Origin of the sequence: Pseudomonas lundensis, assembly GCF_015377145.2 — a bacterium.
Classification (GTDB): Bacteria; Pseudomonadota; Gammaproteobacteria; order Pseudomonadales; family Pseudomonadaceae; genus Aquipseudomonas; species Aquipseudomonas lundensis.
In genome coordinates, this window is sequence record NZ_CP062158.2 from 2,581,126 (window position 1) to 2,598,658 (window position 17,533).

The window sequence follows — 17,533 nt, forward strand, 5'->3', positions numbered from 1 at the left end:
GTAGTCCATGTCTTGATTTGGCGTAGTCCGTGGATCTAGCACAGGGACTGCGTACTGGGGTCATGGTGAGCGTCGACGCAACACATAAGTGTCCATCACCCACCCTTTGCGTTGCCTGGCCTGCTCCCTGGCCTGTTTGATCTGTGCGCACACGTCGCGCAACTTGCCGGCAATCAGGATTTCATCGGCGGTGCCGAGGTAAGCGCCCCAGTAAATGTCGAGGTCTTCGTCGACAAAGGCTTCGAACGCACACTGGGCGTCGAGCATGACCACGACGTTGTCCAGGTCATCGGCGCACAGTTGTCGCCCGGTGGTGATGCGGATCGGCTGGCCGATGCCGTTGAGGGGAATGCGATGCCGGGCCGCGAGGGCTTGCACACTGCTGATGCCGGGGATTACCTGATAGTCAAACGCAGTGCTGCCCTGCTCACGAACCCGCTCAAGAATACGCAGCGTGCTGTCGTATAACCCAGGCTCGCCCCACAACAGAAAAGCCCCGCAGGCTCCGTCGGCCAGTTCGCTGTCGATCAAACGTGCGTAGACCTCGGCGCGTTGCGCGTGCCAGTGCTCGACCCCGGCGGTGTAAGACGCGGTTGCGCTGTCACGCTTGGGATCGTTGACCTGAACCACGCGATACGCCGGGTTACGGATGTAGCGCTGGCAGACTTCCAGCCGAAGCCGGACCAGATCCTGGGTAATGGGGCCTTTATCCAGTACAAAAAACACGGACGCACGATTGAGCGCTTCGATCGCCTGCACCGTAATGTGTTCAGGATCGCCAGCGCCCATGCCAATCAGCAGAAGGGTTTTCATACACAAAAGGCTCCGCAGTCGTCGTGCCGCTGACTATAGAGCCCCGAGCCGCCCTGCGCACCGCGAATCAGCCGGTCGATACCGGGCTGAGGCGCGGGGAATGTGCCTTACCAGATGTTGAGGTTGTAGCTGACGATCAGGCGGGTTTCGTCCACATCGCGGGCGAATTTGGAGTAATTGGTGCGGTAGGTGGCATTGCGAAAGCGCAGGCTCAGGTCTTTGAACGTGCCGCTTTGCACGATGTATTTGACCTCGGTGTCGCGTTCCCACTCTTTGCCTTCTTCGGCGCGGCCCACCACCTTGATGTTGTCGCCGTTCACGTAGCGGGTCATGAACGACCAGCCGTTGTAGCCCATGGCCTTGAAGTCATAGTCGTAGCGCATTTGCCAGGAGCGTTCCTGAGCGTTGGCGAAATCGTTGACTTGCAGGTAGTTGACCAGGTACGGGTTGCTGCCATCCAGATACGGCATCGACGTGTCGCCGTTCATGCGCTGCCAGCCCGCGCTGACTTTATGCCCGCCCAGCGAGTAACCCAGCATGGCCCCCAGTGCGCGGTTGTCGATGGTCGATGCCTTGGCAGAACCGGCATCGTCACTTTTGAGCAGGCGCACGTCGGCCGACAGCACCCCCGGCCCGATCGGCTGGTTGGCCAGCAGACCGACGAATTGCTGGCGATAGATGTCTTGCAGTTCGGCGTAGTGGTACTGCGCGGTCAGACGCTCGTTAACCTTGTAGTCCAGGCCGTACATGTTGAAGTGATCGGCCGTGATGTTGCAGCCATAACGCTTGTTCTTGCAGTTGAGGCGCAAATCCTGCGGGTCGGTGGAATCACGCGCGGTGTAGCGATTGAGGCGCGATGCCATGATGGTCAGGTCGTTGACATCCTTGGACACCAGCATCGCGCCGTTGAACATGTTCGGCAGCAAACGGCCGTCGTTGTACTTGAGCAACGGCAGGTCCGGGAGCAAGGCACCGTACTTGAGCACCGTGTCAGATATACGCATTTTGGCGGTGACGCCGATTTTCGCGTATTGGTCCTTGGAACGACGCGGGTCGCTGCCGGTCGAAGGCAACAGCCCGCTGTTGCTGTCGGCGGGACTGGAATCCAGTTTCAGGCCCAGCATGCCCAGCGCGTCCAGACCAAAGCCCACGGTGCCTTCGGTGTAGCCAGATTGCACGTTGAGGATAAACCCCTGGGCGGTTTCTTCGCGCTTGGAGGCGCCTTGCGGGCTGGAAGTGCTGCCGTCCCGGAAATCGCGATTGAAGTACACCGTTCGGGCTTCGAGCTTGGCGGTGCTGTCTTCAATAAAACCGCCGGCCTGGGTATGTGCGGCAAAACCGGCGCACACGGCCAGCGCGCTCAGGCGTGCAACCCGGCACGGTGGCAACAACGAAAAAGGGACAACCATGTACAAGCTCCAGCAGCGAATCATTCGCAAGACGAAAACCATTGAGCCTGCACCTTCGGTCAAAAACCGGGGCGAAAGCGCTCAATGCAAAAGGGGGCGCAATTGTACGAAAGGCTAAGCCGCTGCCTCATACGACCTTAGTCGCAAATGATGGCCTTTTGCCCAAATTTAACCCTGTTCACGTCGTTAATAGCGTTTCACCCATATCCGGCCTTAAATAGACGCACCCACGATTGACACCCTCAGGATTTTTCATGAGCGCCGTATTTTCCCTCAGCCAACTCGCGCCCCTGTCGCAACGCCTGGACTGGCAACGAAACCCGCTGGGTGATGTGGCTGACTGGCCGCAAAGCCTGCGCACCTGCGTGCAGCTGTTAATGAACTCGCCCATGCCCATGCTGTTGCTGTGGGGCCAGCAGTTGACGCAGATCTACAACGACAGCTTTGCCGTGCTGGCCGGTGACAAACACCCGAACGCCTTCGGCCAGCCGGTGCACCAGAGCTGGCCCGAGTACCGGGAGTTCACCCAGCCGATCATTGACGCCGTGCTGGCAGGCGAAAGCCGCACCCACGTCGACCAGTATTTTTTGATCCCTGATCGCCAGCACGCCAATGAAATGTGGCTCGACCTGACCTTCAGCCCGGTGTGCGACGAGTCCGGCACGGTGGCCGGGGTCCTGATGATGGCGGTCAAGGCTTCGCGCCGCCGTCGCACGGCCATCAAGCTGCGCCAGCGCTCAAAAGCCACGCGCCAAGCCCAGCATGACACCGAGGAACGTCTGCGACTGGCGCAGACCGTCACCAATGGCGTGGGCACCTGGGACTGGAACATCGACCAGGACCTGTTCGTGACCGACAGCCGATTCGCGCAGATGCATGGCATCGAGCCGCAGTTGTCGGGGCAATTACCGATTACCGCGTATTTACAAGGCGTCCACCCCGAAGACCGGGGCCTGCTGACGCGCTCGATCAAAGCCTGTGTGGCCAGCAATGGCGAGTACGCCGAGGAATACCGCCTGCTGGACGCCGACGGCACCATCCGCTGGGTGTTCGCCCGCGGCCGTTGCTTCAGTGCGGACTCGGGCCGCGCCCAGCGGTTCATGGGCGCAGCGCTGGACATCACCGAACGCAAGAAAACCGAACAAGCCCTGCTCCACCTCAATGAAACCCTGGAAGAACGGGTGGCTGAACGCACGCAGGCGCTGGCTGAAGCCAACGTTCAGCTGCAACGCGAAATGCAGGAGCGCGAACGGGCCGAAGACGCGCTACGCCATGCTCAGAAGATGGAAGCCGTGGGCCAATTGACCGGCGGCATCGCCCATGACTTCAACAACATGCTCACCGGCATCATCGGCAGCCTCGACCTGATGAAACGTTACATTGCGGCGGGTCGTAGCGCCGAGATCGGCCGTTTTACCGATGCGGCGGTTTCCTCGGCACAGCGGGCGGCAGCCCTCACCCACCGGCTGCTGGCGTTTTCACGGCGCCAGTCGCTGGACCGCAAGCCGCTGGACCCCAATCATCTGGTGACCTCACTGGAAGAGCTGTTCAGGCGCACCAAAGGCGCCCATATCACCCTTGATGTGCAACTGGGCGAGAACATCTGGGCCGTCAACACCGATGCGGGCCAGCTGGAAAGTGCCTTGCTGAACCTGATTATCAACGCCCGCGATGCCATGCCCCAAGGCGGCACCTTGCGCGTGCGCACCCGCAACAGCTACCTCGACGGCACGGACATCAGCACCCTGGAGCCGGTCAAGGCCGGGGACTATGTGATGCTCGAAGTCAGCGACAACGGCTCGGGCATGACGCCACAGGTGCTGGCCAAAGCGTTCGATCCGTTTTTCACCACCAAGCCCATCGGCCAGGGCACGGGGCTGGGCCTGTCGATGATTTATGGCTTTGCCCAGCAATCGGGCGGGCACGTGACCATCACCAGTGAAAGCGGCAACGGCACGTGTGTGCGCCTGTACTTGCCCCGCCATTACAACCTGCAGGTGCAACCCCGTCCGCCAGTCACCCGCCCCGATGCGCCCTGCGCCATCGAAGGTGAAAGCGTGCTGGTGGTGGAGGATGACCCGGCCGTGCGCACGCTGGTGCTCAATGTGCTGGATGAGTTGGGCTACACCGCCCATCAGGCGCCGGATGCCAAAACCGCGTTGGCATTGCTGGAGTCGTCGCTGCGCATCGACTTGCTGGTGACCGACGTGGGGCTGCCCGGCATGAACGGCCGCCAGTTGGCGGAAATCGCCCGTCAACAGCGACCCGGCCTGAGCGTACTGTTCATGACCGGCTACGCGGAAAGTGCGATCCAGCGCGAGGGCTTTTTGGACACAGGCATGGACATGATCGGCAAGCCGTTCTCGGTGGATAAGCTGGCGACCCTGATTCGGGCAATGATCCCGGCGAAAACTCAGGCATAATCCGCGCCCTCGAATTTGCCCTACAGCTGCAAGGTATACGCCCCATGAAAGCTCAAGCCCGCCACATTCTGGTGAAAACCGCAGAAGAAGCCGAGTCCCTCAAGCAACGCATTGCCAAGGGCGAAGCCTTCGACGTGCTGGCCAAGAAGTTCTCGACCTGCCCTTCGGGCAAGCGCGGCGGCGATCTGGGCGAAGTGCGGCCGGGGCAAATGGTTGGCGTGATCGACCAGATCATCTTCAAAAAACCGCTGCGCGTGGTGCATGGCCCGGTCAAAAGCAAATTTGGCTACCACCTGGTGCAGGTGTTTTTCCGCGACTGAGGGGCGCGGTCACCTAAGCGCAACCGCGTGCCTCAACCGCCAAAGGCTTAAAAAAAGATCTCGAAAGGCTCAACCACCGTGAGCTGTTCGTCCACCAGGCAGCCCGTACGCCATTTATCGAACGTCAGGCACGGGTGGGACGTCCCGAAGCTGATGATGTCGCCCACGCGCAGCTCAATGCCGGGAGCGACCGTCATGAACCCGTGTTGGTCCATCAGCGCCGTTACGGTGCACGCGCTCACGTCATCGCCCACGTCAGCGGCATCCCCTTCGCGGTAACGCTTCAACGGGACGGGCAGCCCTGCGTCATACGCCACATCGCGCTTGCCCAGCGCCACCACGGCCAATCCGGGTTCGGGCAGCGATTGCACCTGCGCCCACACTTCCAGCGCCGGGCGCAGGCCCTCGTGCAAGTCGCTGCGCCGGTCCAGCACGCAGCATTGCGCTGTTTTGTAGATCCCGTGATCGTGGGCCACGTAACTGCCGGGGCGCAAAACACTCAGGAAGCGTCCACTGGCCGCCTCGGCGGCGAAGGCTTCAGCAATCAGGTCATACCAGGCCGAGCCCGACGCGGTGATGATCGGCGTGTCTCGCGCAAACGCGCCGTCACGCTGCAAGGTGAGCGCCAGGCGCACCAAGGAGGCGGCAAAGGCGCGGATGTCGGTGACGGCCTGTGCGCCGTGAATCACCCCTTCGTAGCCTTCGATCCCGGTCAGTGCCAACGCCGGTTGCGCGCGGATGGCAGCGGCCAGGGCCATGACCTGGGCTTCGGTCCGGCAACCGCATCGCCCGCCTGCGACGCCATATTCGATCATCACGTTCAAACGCTGGCCGCGTTCAGCGAAGAACGCGCCGAGGGCGGCAACGTTGTCCGGGTGATCGACCAGGCAGTGAAATTCAAAACCGGGGTCGTCCAACAGGTCAGCGATAAGGGCCATGTTCGGGCGACCCACCAACTGGTTGGCCATCAACACCCGACGCACCCCGGCCGCATAGGCCGTGCGGGTCTGCACCGCGGTGGCCAGGGTCATCGCCCAGGCGCCCTGCGCCATTTGCCGACGAAACAAGGCCGGGGCCATGCTGGTTTTGCCATGGGGGGCCAGCTCGCCGCCGCTGCCCGTGACGAACGCCTGCATCCAGCGAATGTTGTGCTCCAGCGCCTGGCGATGAATCACCAGGGCCGGGAGGCTGACATCACACAGCAGGTGGTCTGCGACACGCGCCGCGCCCTTTTCCACTTCGCTCCGGCTCATGGCTCACCCCTTGGCTTTGTAGGCAATGCAGTCGATTTCGACCTTGCAGTCCACCATCATCATTGCCTGTACGCAGGCGCGGGCCGGGGCGTGTTCAGCCTTGAAATAGCTGGCGAACACCTTGTTGAAACTCCAGAAGTCCCGCGGATCGGCCAGCCACACGCCTGCACGCACCACATCTTCGAGGCCGTAACCGGCTTCTTCGAGGATTGCGATCAGGTTTTGCATGGTTTTATGCGTTTGCTCGACGATACCGCCAGCAATGATTTCGCCCTGCTCCATGGCCACCTGCCCCGAGACGTGCAGCCAGCCATCGGCTTCCACGGCGCGGGCAAAGGGTAACGGCTGACCACCGGCGCCTATGGCGCCTGTTCCGAAACGCTTGATGCTCATGACACTCTCCTCGACAAGAACGGGCGACGAAAGCGCCCAAGGTCTGGGAGTTTGCCATACACGCGCAGGCGTGGAGTTAGCGGTAGAGGGTGATGAAGATCCAGGCGAACCCGGCCAGGACGAGGGTCATGCAGACCACATACAGCAAAAACGCACGTTTCACGTTCAGTACTCAACGGCAAGGGCGCCAATCTGCTCGGACGACTGGCAGATTTTCAGCGGCGCGCAGTCTATCAGCCGGTGATGTCGCTGTGATATTGCAGCGAATAATGTTTCAGGCTGTTTCCGATCAGTGGAGTCGTCACTGCAACGCCCACCACGCGGGCAACAGCTGTTGCACGTTAGGCTCGGCAAAACGGTCATCAATCAAAAATACTGCGCCCTGATCGCTCTGGGTGCGAATCACGCGACCGGCCGCCTGCACGACCTTTTGCAAGCCCGGATACAGATAGGTGTAGTCATACCCTGCTCCGAACAACGCGGCCATGCGCTTTTTGATCTGTTCATTGACCGGGTTGAACTGGCTCAGCCCCAAGGTGGCGATAAAGGCGCCAATCAGGCGTGCGCCAGGCAGGTCGATGCCTTCTCCAAATGCCCCGCCCAGCACCGCAAAACCGATGCCCTGCCCGGTCAGGGTGAAACGGTCGAGAAACCCCTGACGCGCTGTTTCATCCATGCGCCGGGCCTGTTGCCACTGGGGGATGTGCGGGTAGCGTTCAGCCAGCAGCGCGGCCACTTGCTGCAAGTAGTCAAAACTGCTGAAGAACGCCAGGTAGTTGCCCGCCCGCTGTTCAAACTGCTCGGCCATCAGCTCGACAATCGGCGCCAGTGAGGTTGCCCGGTGGCTGAAGCGGGTGGAGATGTGGCTCATGACGCGCACCGACAGCTGTTCGGCCTTGAACGGCGACTCGACGTCGACCCATACCGTGTCTGGCGCTAGCCCGAGCAGATTGGCGTAATACGCGCGGGGGTTAAGGGTGGCTGAAAACAGCACATTACTGTGCGCACTGGCCAGACGCGGTCCGATAAAAGCCGCGGGCACCACATTGCGCAGCGTGAGCTGTGACAGGCGGCGCTTGCCGGTGTCCCGCAGGGTGACGTCGAAAATGAAAGGCGTGCCGAACAGCTCCGCCACCCGGTTAAATTGCAGTGCCTCGAAGTAAAAACCCTGCAGCTCGCCGGTCATGCCGTGCGGGTGATCGTTGAGGTAATCGCCTATCGCGGTGATGCAGGCCGTCAACGCGTTCAGCCACTTGCCCGGCAGTTGCGGATGAACCTGATACGGGCCGATTTGCGCTTTGTGCAGTGCGTTCCACTCGCGATTGAGGCGTTTGAACGCCTTGTCGAGGGGCGCCGGCGCATTCAGGCGCACGGCGTTCAGGCTGTACTGGTCGAGGCTTGCGCTGTACATCTGGCGGGCGCGCTCCACGAGGTTGTGGGCTTCGTCGATCAGGGTGGCGACTTTCCATTGGTTGGCCTGTGCCAGGCCATACAACAAGGCACTGAAGTCGAAGTAATAGTTGTAATCGGCGATCACCAAATCGGCCCAGCGGGCCATTTCCTGACTCAAGTAATACGGGCATACCTGATGCGCCAGGGCCACTTCGCGCAACGTGGCCTGATCGAGAAGCGAGTGCTCAACGGCGGCCAGACGCGCGGCCGGCAAACGGTCATAAAAACCGTTGGCCAATGGGCAGGCCTCGCCATTGCAGGCGTTTTGCGGGTATTCACAGGCTTTGTCCCGTGCCACCAGCTCAAGTACGCGCAGCGCTGTCGGGCCTGCGGCGGGGTACAGCCGTTGCGCCGCGTCCAGCGCTAACTGTCGACCAGGGGTTTTGGCGGTGAGGAACAGCAGTTTGTCCAGTTGTTGCGCAGGCATGGCTTTGAGCAGCGGGAACAGCGTGCCTACCGTTTTACCAATCCCTGTTGGCGCCTGGGCCATCAGGCAGCGGCCGGTGCTGACGGTTTTGTACACGGCCTCGGCCAGTGGGCGTTGCCCGGTGCGAAATACCGGGTGGGGAAATGCCAGCCCGCGGGCGGCCTGGTCGCGAAGGGCGCGGTGCGCCACCTCCTGTTCCGCCCACGCCAGAAACTGCTCACATTGGCGGGTGAAAAACTGTTGCAGGTCAGCGGCGCTCCATTGTTCCTGCAGCCGGGTCTCCTTTTCACTGACGATGTCGAAATACACCAGCGCCAGATTGACCGCGGGCAGCTCCAATCGTTGACACAACAACCAGCCATACACCTTGGCCTGTGCCCAGTGCAGGTGACGATGATTGGCCGGGAGGGCCGCGAAGTCTCCCCGAAAGGTTTTGACCTCTTCCAGCACGTTGTTCAGCGGGTCGTAGCCATCGGCCCTGCCCCGTACACAGAGCGTGCGGTAATGACCCTCAAGGCTCAGTTCAGCTTGATAGCTGGCAGAGCGGCGGGATGCCACGGTGCGATGCCCGGCCATACCTTGTTGCGCACTCGGCGACGGCGTGAAGCGCAGGTCAAGGTCACCGATTTTGGCCGTGAACTCGCACAAGGCCCTGACTGCAATGCGATAACTCACGCGGTGCATTCCTGCCATTGCACGTAACACACCGTGACCGGCATCTGGTGCTGCTCGCAAAAGGCCAGCCAACGCAGCTGGTTGTCTTGCAGGCGATCCCCTGGCCCTTTGACTTCGATCATGCGGTAGGTTTTTTGCGCGGGCCAAAACTGGATCAGGTCGGGCATGCCGGTGCGGTTGGCTTTTATGTCCAGTAACAGCCGACTGAACCACAGCTGCAAATGCGCGGGCGGCAGGCAGTTCAGCGCCTCCTCCAGCAGGTGTTCACTCAGGTGGCCCCAGGCCACGAATGGCGACTGCACGCCGTATTTTCGGGTGTACGTGTCGCGAATGGTGTGGCGGTATCGTCCGTCGTGCAATTGCGCGAAGCAGGCGTCAAACAACTCGGCCCGACGCGCGTGGAAGTCGTCCTCCAGCAAATCGGCGGGGCCGCTTTGATACGGATGAAAAAATGCACCCGGCAACGGCGCGAAAATGGCAGGCCAGCACAACAACCCGAACAATGCGTTGATCAGGGTGTTTTCCACGTAATGCACCGGTGCATCTTCGGTGTGCAAATGGGCCACCACGCTGAACTCCACTGAACGCTGCGCATGGCGCTCCAGGCACAGGTCAAGGCGTTGCGGGGCGCGGGGTTTGGCGCGTGGCTCGGCGGGCAGGCCGAGTTTGCGCCGCAGGCGCGGGATCATGCGCTGCACCTGCTGGAGCTCCGCGTCAGTCAACGGTGCCTGCTCGGCCGTTTGTGCCAGCGCATACGCCTGCTCGTACGCTTGCAGGTGCTCCATGACCCGCACCGTGCGCACACGGGCTTGCGGGTGCTGGCTATGAGGGTAAATGTGCAAGGCTCGCAGATGATCGCCGGCACGCTCGTGGTAGTGCCCCAATTGAAACAACAAACGCGCGCGGCGGCGTGATAGCCAGCGGTTATCGGCGGTGTAGTCCAGCACGTGCTGCAAAACGAGTTCGACGTCTTGCGCGGCTTCGAACTGTTCGCGGCACGCATGCAGGTGCAAATAGCCGTCAATATCAGCCCGACACCGCAGGGCACGGGACGCCGGGCTCAATGGCACAGCCTCATAGGTAAACAGACCCAAGTCAGCCAGCACCAGGTCGGACCAGCTCTGGTTGAGGGTGCCGAAGAACATCAGGCGCAGACGATCACCCAGGGCCCGGTTGGTCAGGGTCAACAGCCGGTCTTCAAGGCCCGGGCACCAGTTGCCCAAGGGTTGCTCATGGGTCAGCTCAAGGCTCAACCGGGCTTCCCAGTCGGACTTTCGGCCTTTGGGGTCAGCAATATGCGCCGCGAAAAAGCGCAACAACTCTGCCTTTTGCAACACCTCGAACACGTCTGCCAGGTTGATCCTTGCCTGGTCATTCACCCACCCCTGTTCCAGCAAGGGCGCCGCTGCACCGGCGATGTCCCCGATTTCTGCGTAATTGAGCTTGCTGGCGCGAAAATGCGTGCCCTTGCGCATGACCAGCCTCACCCACAGCGCCTGTGAGGCGCCCGGCAACTGGAGGAAGGTGTCAATGAAGCACTGCTCTTCGAGGTTCAGCAGGTCGTCATAACGGGATTTGATCCAGTGCAGGACGTGCTGGAAGTTCTTCAGGTAGTACAACGGGTCTTCAAGGGGATTGGAAATCACAGGCGGAACAAACCACTGACGTTTAATACTGGATAAGCGTACAGATATCAGGTCGTCCGGCGGGTTGGCAATGGCTAATGGATGAATGGTTCAGCCGCGTCGCTTACCGGGATCGTGGGACGCCAGAATGTCGATCAGGGTCGTGCCTTCGGCCAGATCAATCTTGCGCAAGGTATAAAGCGCCTGCAGGGATTTCATAGGCAGGCCGCTGATGGTTTCAAGCCAGCCTGCGTGTCGCGCGCAGGCATCAGGTTGTGCTTGCAAGGCGTGATGAAGTTCGTTTAACAACGGCAATTTGTCGGGGTAGTTACCCTGCACGAACGATTCCAACTGGCCGCCCTGTTCGACAAAAGGCGATTGAATAAAACAACGGATATGCTCGTCGCTCAAGTTATACAGATCATTCAAATACTGCGTTATCTGAATTCGCAACTTCTGAATTCGCTTGGGTGTATTAAATGCACTTGCGATGACACCCGTAAGTTGCCCCTTGTATCGAGGATTACATTCATTTTGCTTGGCCAGACTTTGCAGATATAAACTGACGCCACTGCAATAATCGCCTGCTTCGGTGTAACGGTGACGCAACCCCTGCATATGGGCTTCAACCAGCACCACTGCCGTTTGTGGCTCTTCAATATTGACACCCGGGGCATTCAATTGGCCTTCGGTAAAATGAAGGGCCTCAGAGTTGAGGATTTCCATCTCGCAGGACAGACAATCAAACACGTTAATCACCGCCAACTCCCCGCGGGGCGCGGCACTGACAGGACGCTGGTCGGGTATGGAATGCGGGTGCATCATCAAGCGCGACGCCTGATCAAGTTGCAGGCACATATCAAGCGCGGCCGACAGTACATCGTCCGGCGGGCTGGCCGTACAAAGCCCCAGGCGCTGGGCCACCTTCATCATCCAATGCGCATATTCGCCCAGATGCGGCGGCGGGCGTCTGTCAATCAGTGCATTGACCACGCCCCCCCACCTGTAGGCGGTTTGAAAAAGCGCGGCCCGTGACAACAGGTCGCCATACAAAAAAGTCGCCCTTGCGTCCCCTTCTGACACATGCCCCCACATCAAGACATCCTGCCGACTGGCCACCGGGCTCAGCTCATTGAACGGAGTATGGCGTGTGATGGGATGTGCGCCCGTGTCATCGACCTGTAGCAGTTCGACGCGATCGTCGTCATACAGGAATAACTCATTGCACTGGTGATGAAACCTTGCCATGACCGACGCCGTAAGCCGCGGCTGGCGCAGCACGGCCAGACGCAACATGAACGTCACGGGTGATCGGGCGGCAATACTCAACTGCGCTGCGCGCAAGAATGCCAGGGTATAGGCGCTTTCCTTGCCGCCCTCATGCACCACCATCAACCGGAACTGACCGATACGCTCGACACCGCCCGCGGCCACCAGTAACCGCTGTATCAACAATTGCAACGCAATGCGCTCATGCCGACTGAAGAACCCTGTCAGGCGATGCAGAACTTGTTGATATACAAAGCTCATGGCCTGCTCATGAAAGGTACTCATGGGTTAACCCTCCGCAACGTCTTATTAGTATTCGCAGGCACACTCAAAGCGGCCAGACATACCCGCCCCTATAAAAACAAGGAGAGGTATTACTTAAATGTAAGAATTAGACTACGCAACTAGCATTCATCCAGATGCGCCCAATGCCAACCAACTTCCATATGAGTGGCCATCAGTAAGCTATCAGTATTCGCACCCAAATGAAAAGCCATTTGAGCATATAAATAATTAGACCGACCGGTCACACTTTAATGTTTAACAAGACCACAAAGTTATCCGCGAACACTTTAAACACATCGAATAGCCTATAAACATCAAACCGAGAAGTTTCAACCTGAATGATTAACCCAAACAAAAACGTCACCCACCCTCATCCAGGGTGGGTGACGTTTTCATCAGCCCGTGAACACGATGCGAACTCACACTTGCAGGGCGACTCGCCCTCTGCACGGGCATTCATCCATATAACGATGCGCTTGCACAAACTCCTCGAAAGGAAACACTTTGACCACCAGCGGGCGCAGGATCCTGTCGGCCGTCCATTCATTGATGGCTTGCAACGCCCGGGCCATGGCCTCTTGGTCCTGAGCGATACCCAATTCCGGCTTGCCGGTGAAATTACCGATGCAATGCACAAAGAACTGAATGTTTTTCTGGAACGCCGCGCAGGCCGGAAATGGCGTTTGATTACCGCCTTGCAAACCGTAAAGCACCAGGTTGCCGCGCGGGGCAAGCACATCGCCCAGCACAGACATTTGCGGACCGCCTAACCCGTCGAACACAGTGTCTACGCCTCGACCGTCCGTGATCTTGTTGATTTGCATCAGCAAGTCCTGTTCTTCGGTAACGATCACTTTGTCGGCGCCCAGTTCGCACAAGTAATCGCGTTCGGCGGCCTCTTTGGTGGCCGCGATCACCTTGGCGCCCAACGCTTTGCCCATCTGCACGAACGAAGGCCCTGCGCAATGGCTGGCGTCGGTGATCAGCACGATCTGCCCCGGCTTGACCCGCGCCAAGTCCACGTAGGCGAAATAGGCAATCAACAAGGGCGTGTAATGCACGCTGGCCTCCACCGGGCTCAGCACCTGAGGATAGAGGGTCAGGGCAGAACGCGGCATCAGGACCTGCTCGCCATAGCTCGGGTAGTCATTGGCACTGTGCGCAGGGAAGCTGGCCACCTTGTCGCCCGGCTTCAAGTCACTCACGCCCTCACCGACTGCGGTCACGACCCCCGCCATCTCCTGACCGATACCGGCGGGCAGACGAGCGTGTGACGGTGCCAGATTTTGCCGCCACAGCACGTCGTACCAACTGATACCAATAGCTTCGACGCGCACCTGCACTTCTCCGGGCGCGGGCACAGCGACCTCGTGCTCTTCGCACTTGAGCACCTCGGCCGAGCCAAACTTGTGAAAACGGATCGTGCGCGACATCGCAAACCTCGCCAAATTAATCGCTAATACCCCAGGACTTTATCGGGGCTTTGGGCGCAAGACTAACAGACAGCATTAATAGTCGACATGTCTGACATTGATCGGCGGCCGCGGTGCTTGCGACACCGAGGCCGTCAAAAAGCTGCGCAAAGCGCAAAGTTAATCCGATCAGGCAATCAGAAAGCAAATCTAGGCAGTGACGATTTGGCCTGTATGCCCGTAAGATCCGTCACCTAAGTCCCTCTAGACCCGCCTGTGAAGCCAGCGAGATGAACCGTAACGACTTGCGTCGCGTCGATCTTAACCTGCTGATCGTCTTTGAAACCTTGATGCATGAACGCAGTGTGACCCGTGCCGCAGAGAAATTGTTCCTCGGCCAACCGGCGATCAGTGCGGCGTTATCGCGCCTGCGCAACCTGTTCGATGATCCGCTGTTCGTGCGGACCGGGCGCAGCATGGAACCTACGGCGCGGGCCATTGAGATTTTTGCGCTGCTGTCCCCGGCGCTGGATTCAATTTCCACGGCGGTCAGCCGCGCATCCGAGTTCGACCCGGCCACCAGCACCTCGGTGTTCCGCATCGGGTTATCCGACGACGTAGAATTTGCCCTCCTCCCCATGCTGCTCAAACGCCTGCGCGCCGAAGCGCCTGGCATCGTGCTGGTGGTGCGGCGGGTGAACTACATCTTGATGCCGCCGTTGTTGGCGTCCGGGGAAATTTCGGTCGGCGTCAGCTACACCAGCGACCTGCCCGCCAATGCCAAACGCAAAGTGTTACGTCGCAGCAAGCCTAAACTCTTGCGCGCCGACACCGTGCCGGGGTCGTTGTCACTGGATGATTTCTGCGCCCGCCCCCACGCCCTGGTGTCATTCGCTGGCGACCTGAGTGGTTTTATCGATACCGAGCTGGAAAAACTTGGCCGCAAACGCCACGTCGTGCTGGCTGTTCCACAGTTCAACGGCCTGAGTACCCTGCTGGCCGGCACCGATATCATCGCCACCGTGCCCGACTACACCGCTGAAGCGCTCACAGCCGCTGGCGGCATACGCGCCGAAGACCCGCCGCTGGACACGCAAACCTTCGAATTGCACATGGCCTGGCGCGGGGCACAGGACAACGATCCGGGAGAACGCTGGCTGCGCTCGCGGATCCAGATGTTTTTTGGGGATCCTGATAGCTTATGACTGACTTCCATCGAGATCCATAACAGTAATAAATTCAGTTTTTTAATTCGATCTTAAGTCTAGAATCGTCTGTCGTATTCCACTCATTTCCGAGGCGGCTGCGGGTATATTTTCGGGTGATTTTTCTTTTCGAAAAAAAGTACCCGCAGATGACGATATCCCCCTCTACGCCTGTATTACGGCGAAAACTCAGCGATGCCTTTCTGCGTCCCATTGCGATACTTGGTAAGTAGGACGATGGCGAAGTAGCCGGTCTGGAGTTACATGTCCAGGCTTCACAGAAAGGGCCTACTGGCGTTATATAGTCGGGAAGACCCGCCATCTGGACAAGAGCAAGCACATCGCGCCACGGACGGAGCAGGCCCTTGTGCTGTTGCGCGAACTACATGAACGGAGGGTGGTGGATGAAGCGGGTGATGGCTGGGTATTCGTCTCCCCGGTCTACCCGGGTTACCCAATTGACGCCACGTCTCAGGCAAAGGCCTATCAGCGGATCTGGCCGCAATACCCCATCAATGCGCACGGTTTTCGTGACACCTACCGCACCATCGCCCACGCGCATTTGGGCGTCGATCCGATTGTATTGAAGTTGTTTCACCGCATGCCGGGCGTGCTGGGCGCTGTTTACGCGCGCGCCCAACTGCTACCACAGCGCCGGGAGGCTGCGCAGCAATGGACAAATTATTTGGATGGCTTGCGCAAGAATGCAGCCCTCGCAGGGCAGACTTGAGAACGCATTAGGCTCTGTACGAAAAGTAATGTCGTAAACATCGCATGGCGCAGGCCAGCCATCAGATGAGGCCCGGGTTGCTCGTACTGCGGTGGAGTCAATCATCCAGGTCTCCAGATCAATTAACCCTTGCTCGTTGAGTTTGATGTGAAGCCGCTTGAGCATCTGGTCAAACGCTCCGCGATTGCGCCAATCACGGAAGCGCTGATAAACCGTCGACCATGGGCCAAAGCGCTCAGGCATATCGCGCCAGGCAGCGCCAGAACAGAGCACCCAGAGGACGCCGTTGAGCATCAAACGATCATCTGCTCGTGGGCGCCCACTGCGGCGGGGTTCATAGAAGATGTCTGCAACCAAATCCCAGGCGGCGCCTGCGGAATTCAAATTGGTTTCGGCTGATTTCGTACAGAGCCTAATCAAAATAAATAAAGTTGATGCTATTCCAAATTTATCTAAGCAACTGTTATTTGTGACAGCATACAAATTATTAGCCGCCCTTTATAACGGTAGTCCAGAGAATAATAAGCCTGCGGGGGCGTTTGCGATGAAGCGAAAAAACATAAAAGGCATTTCATGCGCTGATGATGAAAAATTGAGCATGCGCAGTGCGCATTATTTGTCTATAGGCGCATTAAATATAATAGCGTTAGCCTTGTTGAGTTCTAGTGCTGTGGCAGGTGTAGGGGAGGATGTTGCTGCTGAGATGAAGCGCTATTATATGGCGACTGTAGACTCGTGTGATGGTGGAAAGCTGCCAGCTTATTATTGCTCTGGATTAATGATAAGAGGCACCTCAACCAACCCTAAGTATTACACGTGGAATCCAAGCCCGGACTCTAAAGTCAGCGGTGGTGTTTCATTCGAATATTTGCGTGCCGATACAAAGTTTAAAGATCCCGGCGTGAGTAAAATTAAAGGTTTTGTGTTCCAGCCTTATAGTTATTTGAAGCCGGGAATGAAGCGTACCCCTCAAGTTCTGTGTTCTTTCCCCATTGACTCATGGACCAACAATAGAAATGATCTTGGGTGCGGGGACCATTCGGAAACTGTCAGTCTAGAGACCGCCTGCGAACTAAAAAACGTTCATACCGCTGAACAGTGGGTGGCCGATTATCTACAGGTGGGCGCCAATCACAAAGAACAGTGTGGTTTTCGGCATGTCAGTGCTCGTAATGGAGCCGATGGCGTGGCGCAGTTTTATGCCAGTGTGCGAGCAAGATCATTGTTGATGAATGAATCCGCCCAACTAAAAAAAGACACATTTGAAACTCAGAATGAGTTGCGTCTTGCTACGTGGCCAGACGATTCTACGTCACTGCCAATTATGGCGTTTTTTTATGTTGAAGATCCGCACTTTGGAAGTGGGCTAAAATTCGCTCAACATGACCAACAGGATTGGGTTGTCAAGACCGGTCACAGCTATGTACCCATCATAAAAATAATTTACCCACCTACCATTAACGATCATGCTGCATTTGTCTTCAATCCAGCCGATCAAGTCGTGTGCCCTAAGTACTTTGATACTTCGACATGGTCAGAAAAAGATGGCAAATGGTCATTGGTCGTCACCCCTAGCGCGTGTGGACGAACAATAGGCACCTTTGATAGTCAAGCGGCCAGCAAAGAGCTTATGGACCTGCACGGTCAAGACAGCCAGTTTAAGGCGCTGCCATCGGGTGATTCCCTGCCTGTGCAAATTAACTGTTTGGCTTCTAATTACCGTGGTAAATCTCGGTGGTATCTGGAACCGTGGCGCTCAGCCCGAGGTTTGACAGAAGCACAAGTATTAGCCGCGGGTTGTAATCCGTAAGCGGCTGATGATACATGAAGGGGGCATTTCGA

Annotated in this window: 12 protein-coding genes and 2 pseudogenes; 5 read left to right on the plus strand and 9 right to left on the minus strand. The window is 58.4% G+C overall.

All coding sequences use genetic code 11. From position 1 onward, the window contains the following. Nucleotides 1-60: 60 nt before the first annotated feature. Complete coding sequence (gene cobF / locus IF654_RS12065; RefSeq protein WP_194862419.1) at nucleotides 61-813, minus strand: precorrin-6A synthase (deacetylating); 753 nt, start codon at nucleotides 811-813, stop codon at nucleotides 61-63. Between the two features lie 107 nt (nucleotides 814-920). Beyond that, nucleotides 921-2,222, minus strand: coding sequence for an OprD family porin (locus tag IF654_RS12070; protein WP_047274610.1), 1,302 nt, complete (start codon nucleotides 2,220-2,222; stop codon nucleotides 921-923). 254 nt (nucleotides 2,223-2,476) lie between these two features. Here IF654_RS12070 and IF654_RS12075 point away from each other — a divergent pair, with 254 nt between their 5' ends. Next, nucleotides 2,477-4,645, plus strand: a complete 2,169-nt coding sequence (locus IF654_RS12075) for a PAS domain-containing hybrid sensor histidine kinase/response regulator (RefSeq protein ID WP_194862418.1) — start codon at nucleotides 2,477-2,479, stop codon at nucleotides 4,643-4,645. Nucleotides 4,646-4,689: 44 nt separating this feature from the next. Then, complete coding sequence (locus IF654_RS12080; RefSeq protein ID WP_047274612.1) at nucleotides 4,690-4,965, plus strand: peptidylprolyl isomerase; 276 nt, start codon at nucleotides 4,690-4,692, stop codon at nucleotides 4,963-4,965. Nucleotides 4,966-5,012: 47 nt separating this feature from the next. Here IF654_RS12080 and IF654_RS12085 read toward each other — a convergent pair whose 3' ends face one another. The 6 genes from IF654_RS12085 to IF654_RS12110 all read right to left on the minus strand — a co-directional run bounded on the left by IF654_RS12085 (nucleotide 5,013) and on the right by IF654_RS12110 (nucleotide 13,777). Then, nucleotides 5,013-6,218, minus strand: coding sequence for an amino acid deaminase (locus IF654_RS12085; protein WP_047274613.1), 1,206 nt, complete (start codon nucleotides 6,216-6,218; stop codon nucleotides 5,013-5,015). A 3-nt stretch (nucleotides 6,219-6,221) separates the two neighbouring features. Beyond that, nucleotides 6,222-6,611 (minus strand): RidA family protein, encoded by a 390-nt coding sequence (locus tag IF654_RS12090; protein WP_047274614.1) that lies wholly within the window; start codon nucleotides 6,609-6,611, stop codon nucleotides 6,222-6,224. A gap of 301 nt (nucleotides 6,612-6,912) precedes the next feature. Then, nucleotides 6,913-9,165, minus strand: a complete 2,253-nt coding sequence (locus IF654_RS12095) for an ATP-dependent DNA helicase (protein WP_194862417.1) — start codon at nucleotides 9,163-9,165, stop codon at nucleotides 6,913-6,915. Further along, nucleotides 9,162-10,811, minus strand: a complete 1,650-nt coding sequence (locus IF654_RS12100) for a VRR-NUC domain-containing protein (RefSeq protein ID WP_194862416.1) — start codon at nucleotides 10,809-10,811, stop codon at nucleotides 9,162-9,164. The genes IF654_RS12095 and IF654_RS12100 overlap by 4 nt, the downstream gene beginning before the upstream one ends. A gap of 90 nt (nucleotides 10,812-10,901) precedes the next feature. Next, nucleotides 10,902-12,344 carry a hypothetical protein gene (locus IF654_RS12105; RefSeq protein ID WP_194862415.1) on the minus strand — a complete coding sequence of 481 codons (1,443 nt, stop codon included), beginning with the start codon at nucleotides 12,342-12,344 and terminating at the stop codon, nucleotides 10,902-10,904. Between the two features lie 419 nt (nucleotides 12,345-12,763). Continuing rightward, the gene (locus tag IF654_RS12110) at nucleotides 12,764-13,777 is read right to left on the minus strand and encodes a zinc-dependent alcohol dehydrogenase family protein (protein ID WP_194862414.1); all 1,014 of its coding nucleotides are present in this window, start codon (nucleotides 13,775-13,777) and stop codon (nucleotides 12,764-12,766) included. 269 nt (nucleotides 13,778-14,046) lie between these two features. On the opposite strand from IF654_RS12110, the gene IF654_RS12115 reads away from it, so the two are divergent. Both IF654_RS12115 and IF654_RS12120 read left to right on the plus strand, forming a co-directional pair. Further along, nucleotides 14,047-14,961: a LysR family transcriptional regulator gene (locus IF654_RS12115; protein ID WP_047276715.1), complete on the plus strand. Its 915-nt coding sequence runs from the start codon at nucleotides 14,047-14,049 to the stop codon at nucleotides 14,959-14,961. Between the two features lie 286 nt (nucleotides 14,962-15,247). Further along, a pseudogene (locus IF654_RS12120) lies at nucleotides 15,248-15,691 on the plus strand (tyrosine-type recombinase/integrase); the annotation flags it as partial. A 63-nt stretch (nucleotides 15,692-15,754) separates the two neighbouring features. Here IF654_RS12120 and IF654_RS12125 read toward each other — a convergent pair. Further along, a pseudogene (locus tag IF654_RS12125) lies at nucleotides 15,755-16,075 on the minus strand (transposase); the annotation flags it as partial. Between IF654_RS12125 and IF654_RS12130 the strand changes: the two are divergent. Further along, nucleotides 16,035-17,501, plus strand: coding sequence for a DUF2599 domain-containing protein (locus IF654_RS12130; protein ID WP_194862413.1), 1,467 nt, complete (start codon nucleotides 16,035-16,037; stop codon nucleotides 17,499-17,501). The pseudogene IF654_RS12125 and the gene IF654_RS12130 sit on opposite strands and share 41 nt — an antisense overlap. Nucleotides 17,502-17,533 lie beyond the last annotated feature (32 nt).

Excerpts from the sequence above, each read along its gene's own strand:
- cobF (WP_194862419.1), bottom strand. The coding sequence starts at position 813 with ATGAAAACCCTTCTGCTGATTGGCATGGGCGCTGGCGATCCTGAACAC.
- IF654_RS12070 (WP_047274610.1), bottom strand. The coding sequence starts at position 2,222 with ATGGTTGTCCCTTTTTCGTTGTTGCCACCGTGCCGGGTTGCACGCCTG.
- IF654_RS12075 (WP_194862418.1), top strand. The coding sequence starts at position 2,477 with ATGAGCGCCGTATTTTCCCTCAGCCAACTCGCGCCCCTGTCGCAACGC.
- IF654_RS12080 (WP_047274612.1), top strand. The coding sequence starts at position 4,690 with ATGAAAGCTCAAGCCCGCCACATTCTGGTGAAAACCGCAGAAGAAGCC.
- IF654_RS12085 (WP_047274613.1), bottom strand. The coding sequence starts at position 6,218 with ATGAGCCGGAGCGAAGTGGAAAAGGGCGCGGCGCGTGTCGCAGACCAC.
- IF654_RS12090 (WP_047274614.1), bottom strand. The coding sequence starts at position 6,611 with ATGAGCATCAAGCGTTTCGGAACAGGCGCCATAGGCGCCGGTGGTCAG.
- IF654_RS12105 (WP_194862415.1), bottom strand. The coding sequence starts at position 12,344 with ATGAGTACCTTTCATGAGCAGGCCATGAGCTTTGTATATCAACAAGTT.
- IF654_RS12110 (WP_194862414.1), bottom strand. The coding sequence starts at position 13,777 with ATGTCGCGCACGATCCGTTTTCACAAGTTTGGCTCGGCCGAGGTGCTC.
- IF654_RS12115 (WP_047276715.1), top strand. The coding sequence starts at position 14,047 with ATGAACCGTAACGACTTGCGTCGCGTCGATCTTAACCTGCTGATCGTC.
- IF654_RS12130 (WP_194862413.1), top strand. The coding sequence starts at position 16,035 with ATGTCTGCAACCAAATCCCAGGCGGCGCCTGCGGAATTCAAATTGGTT.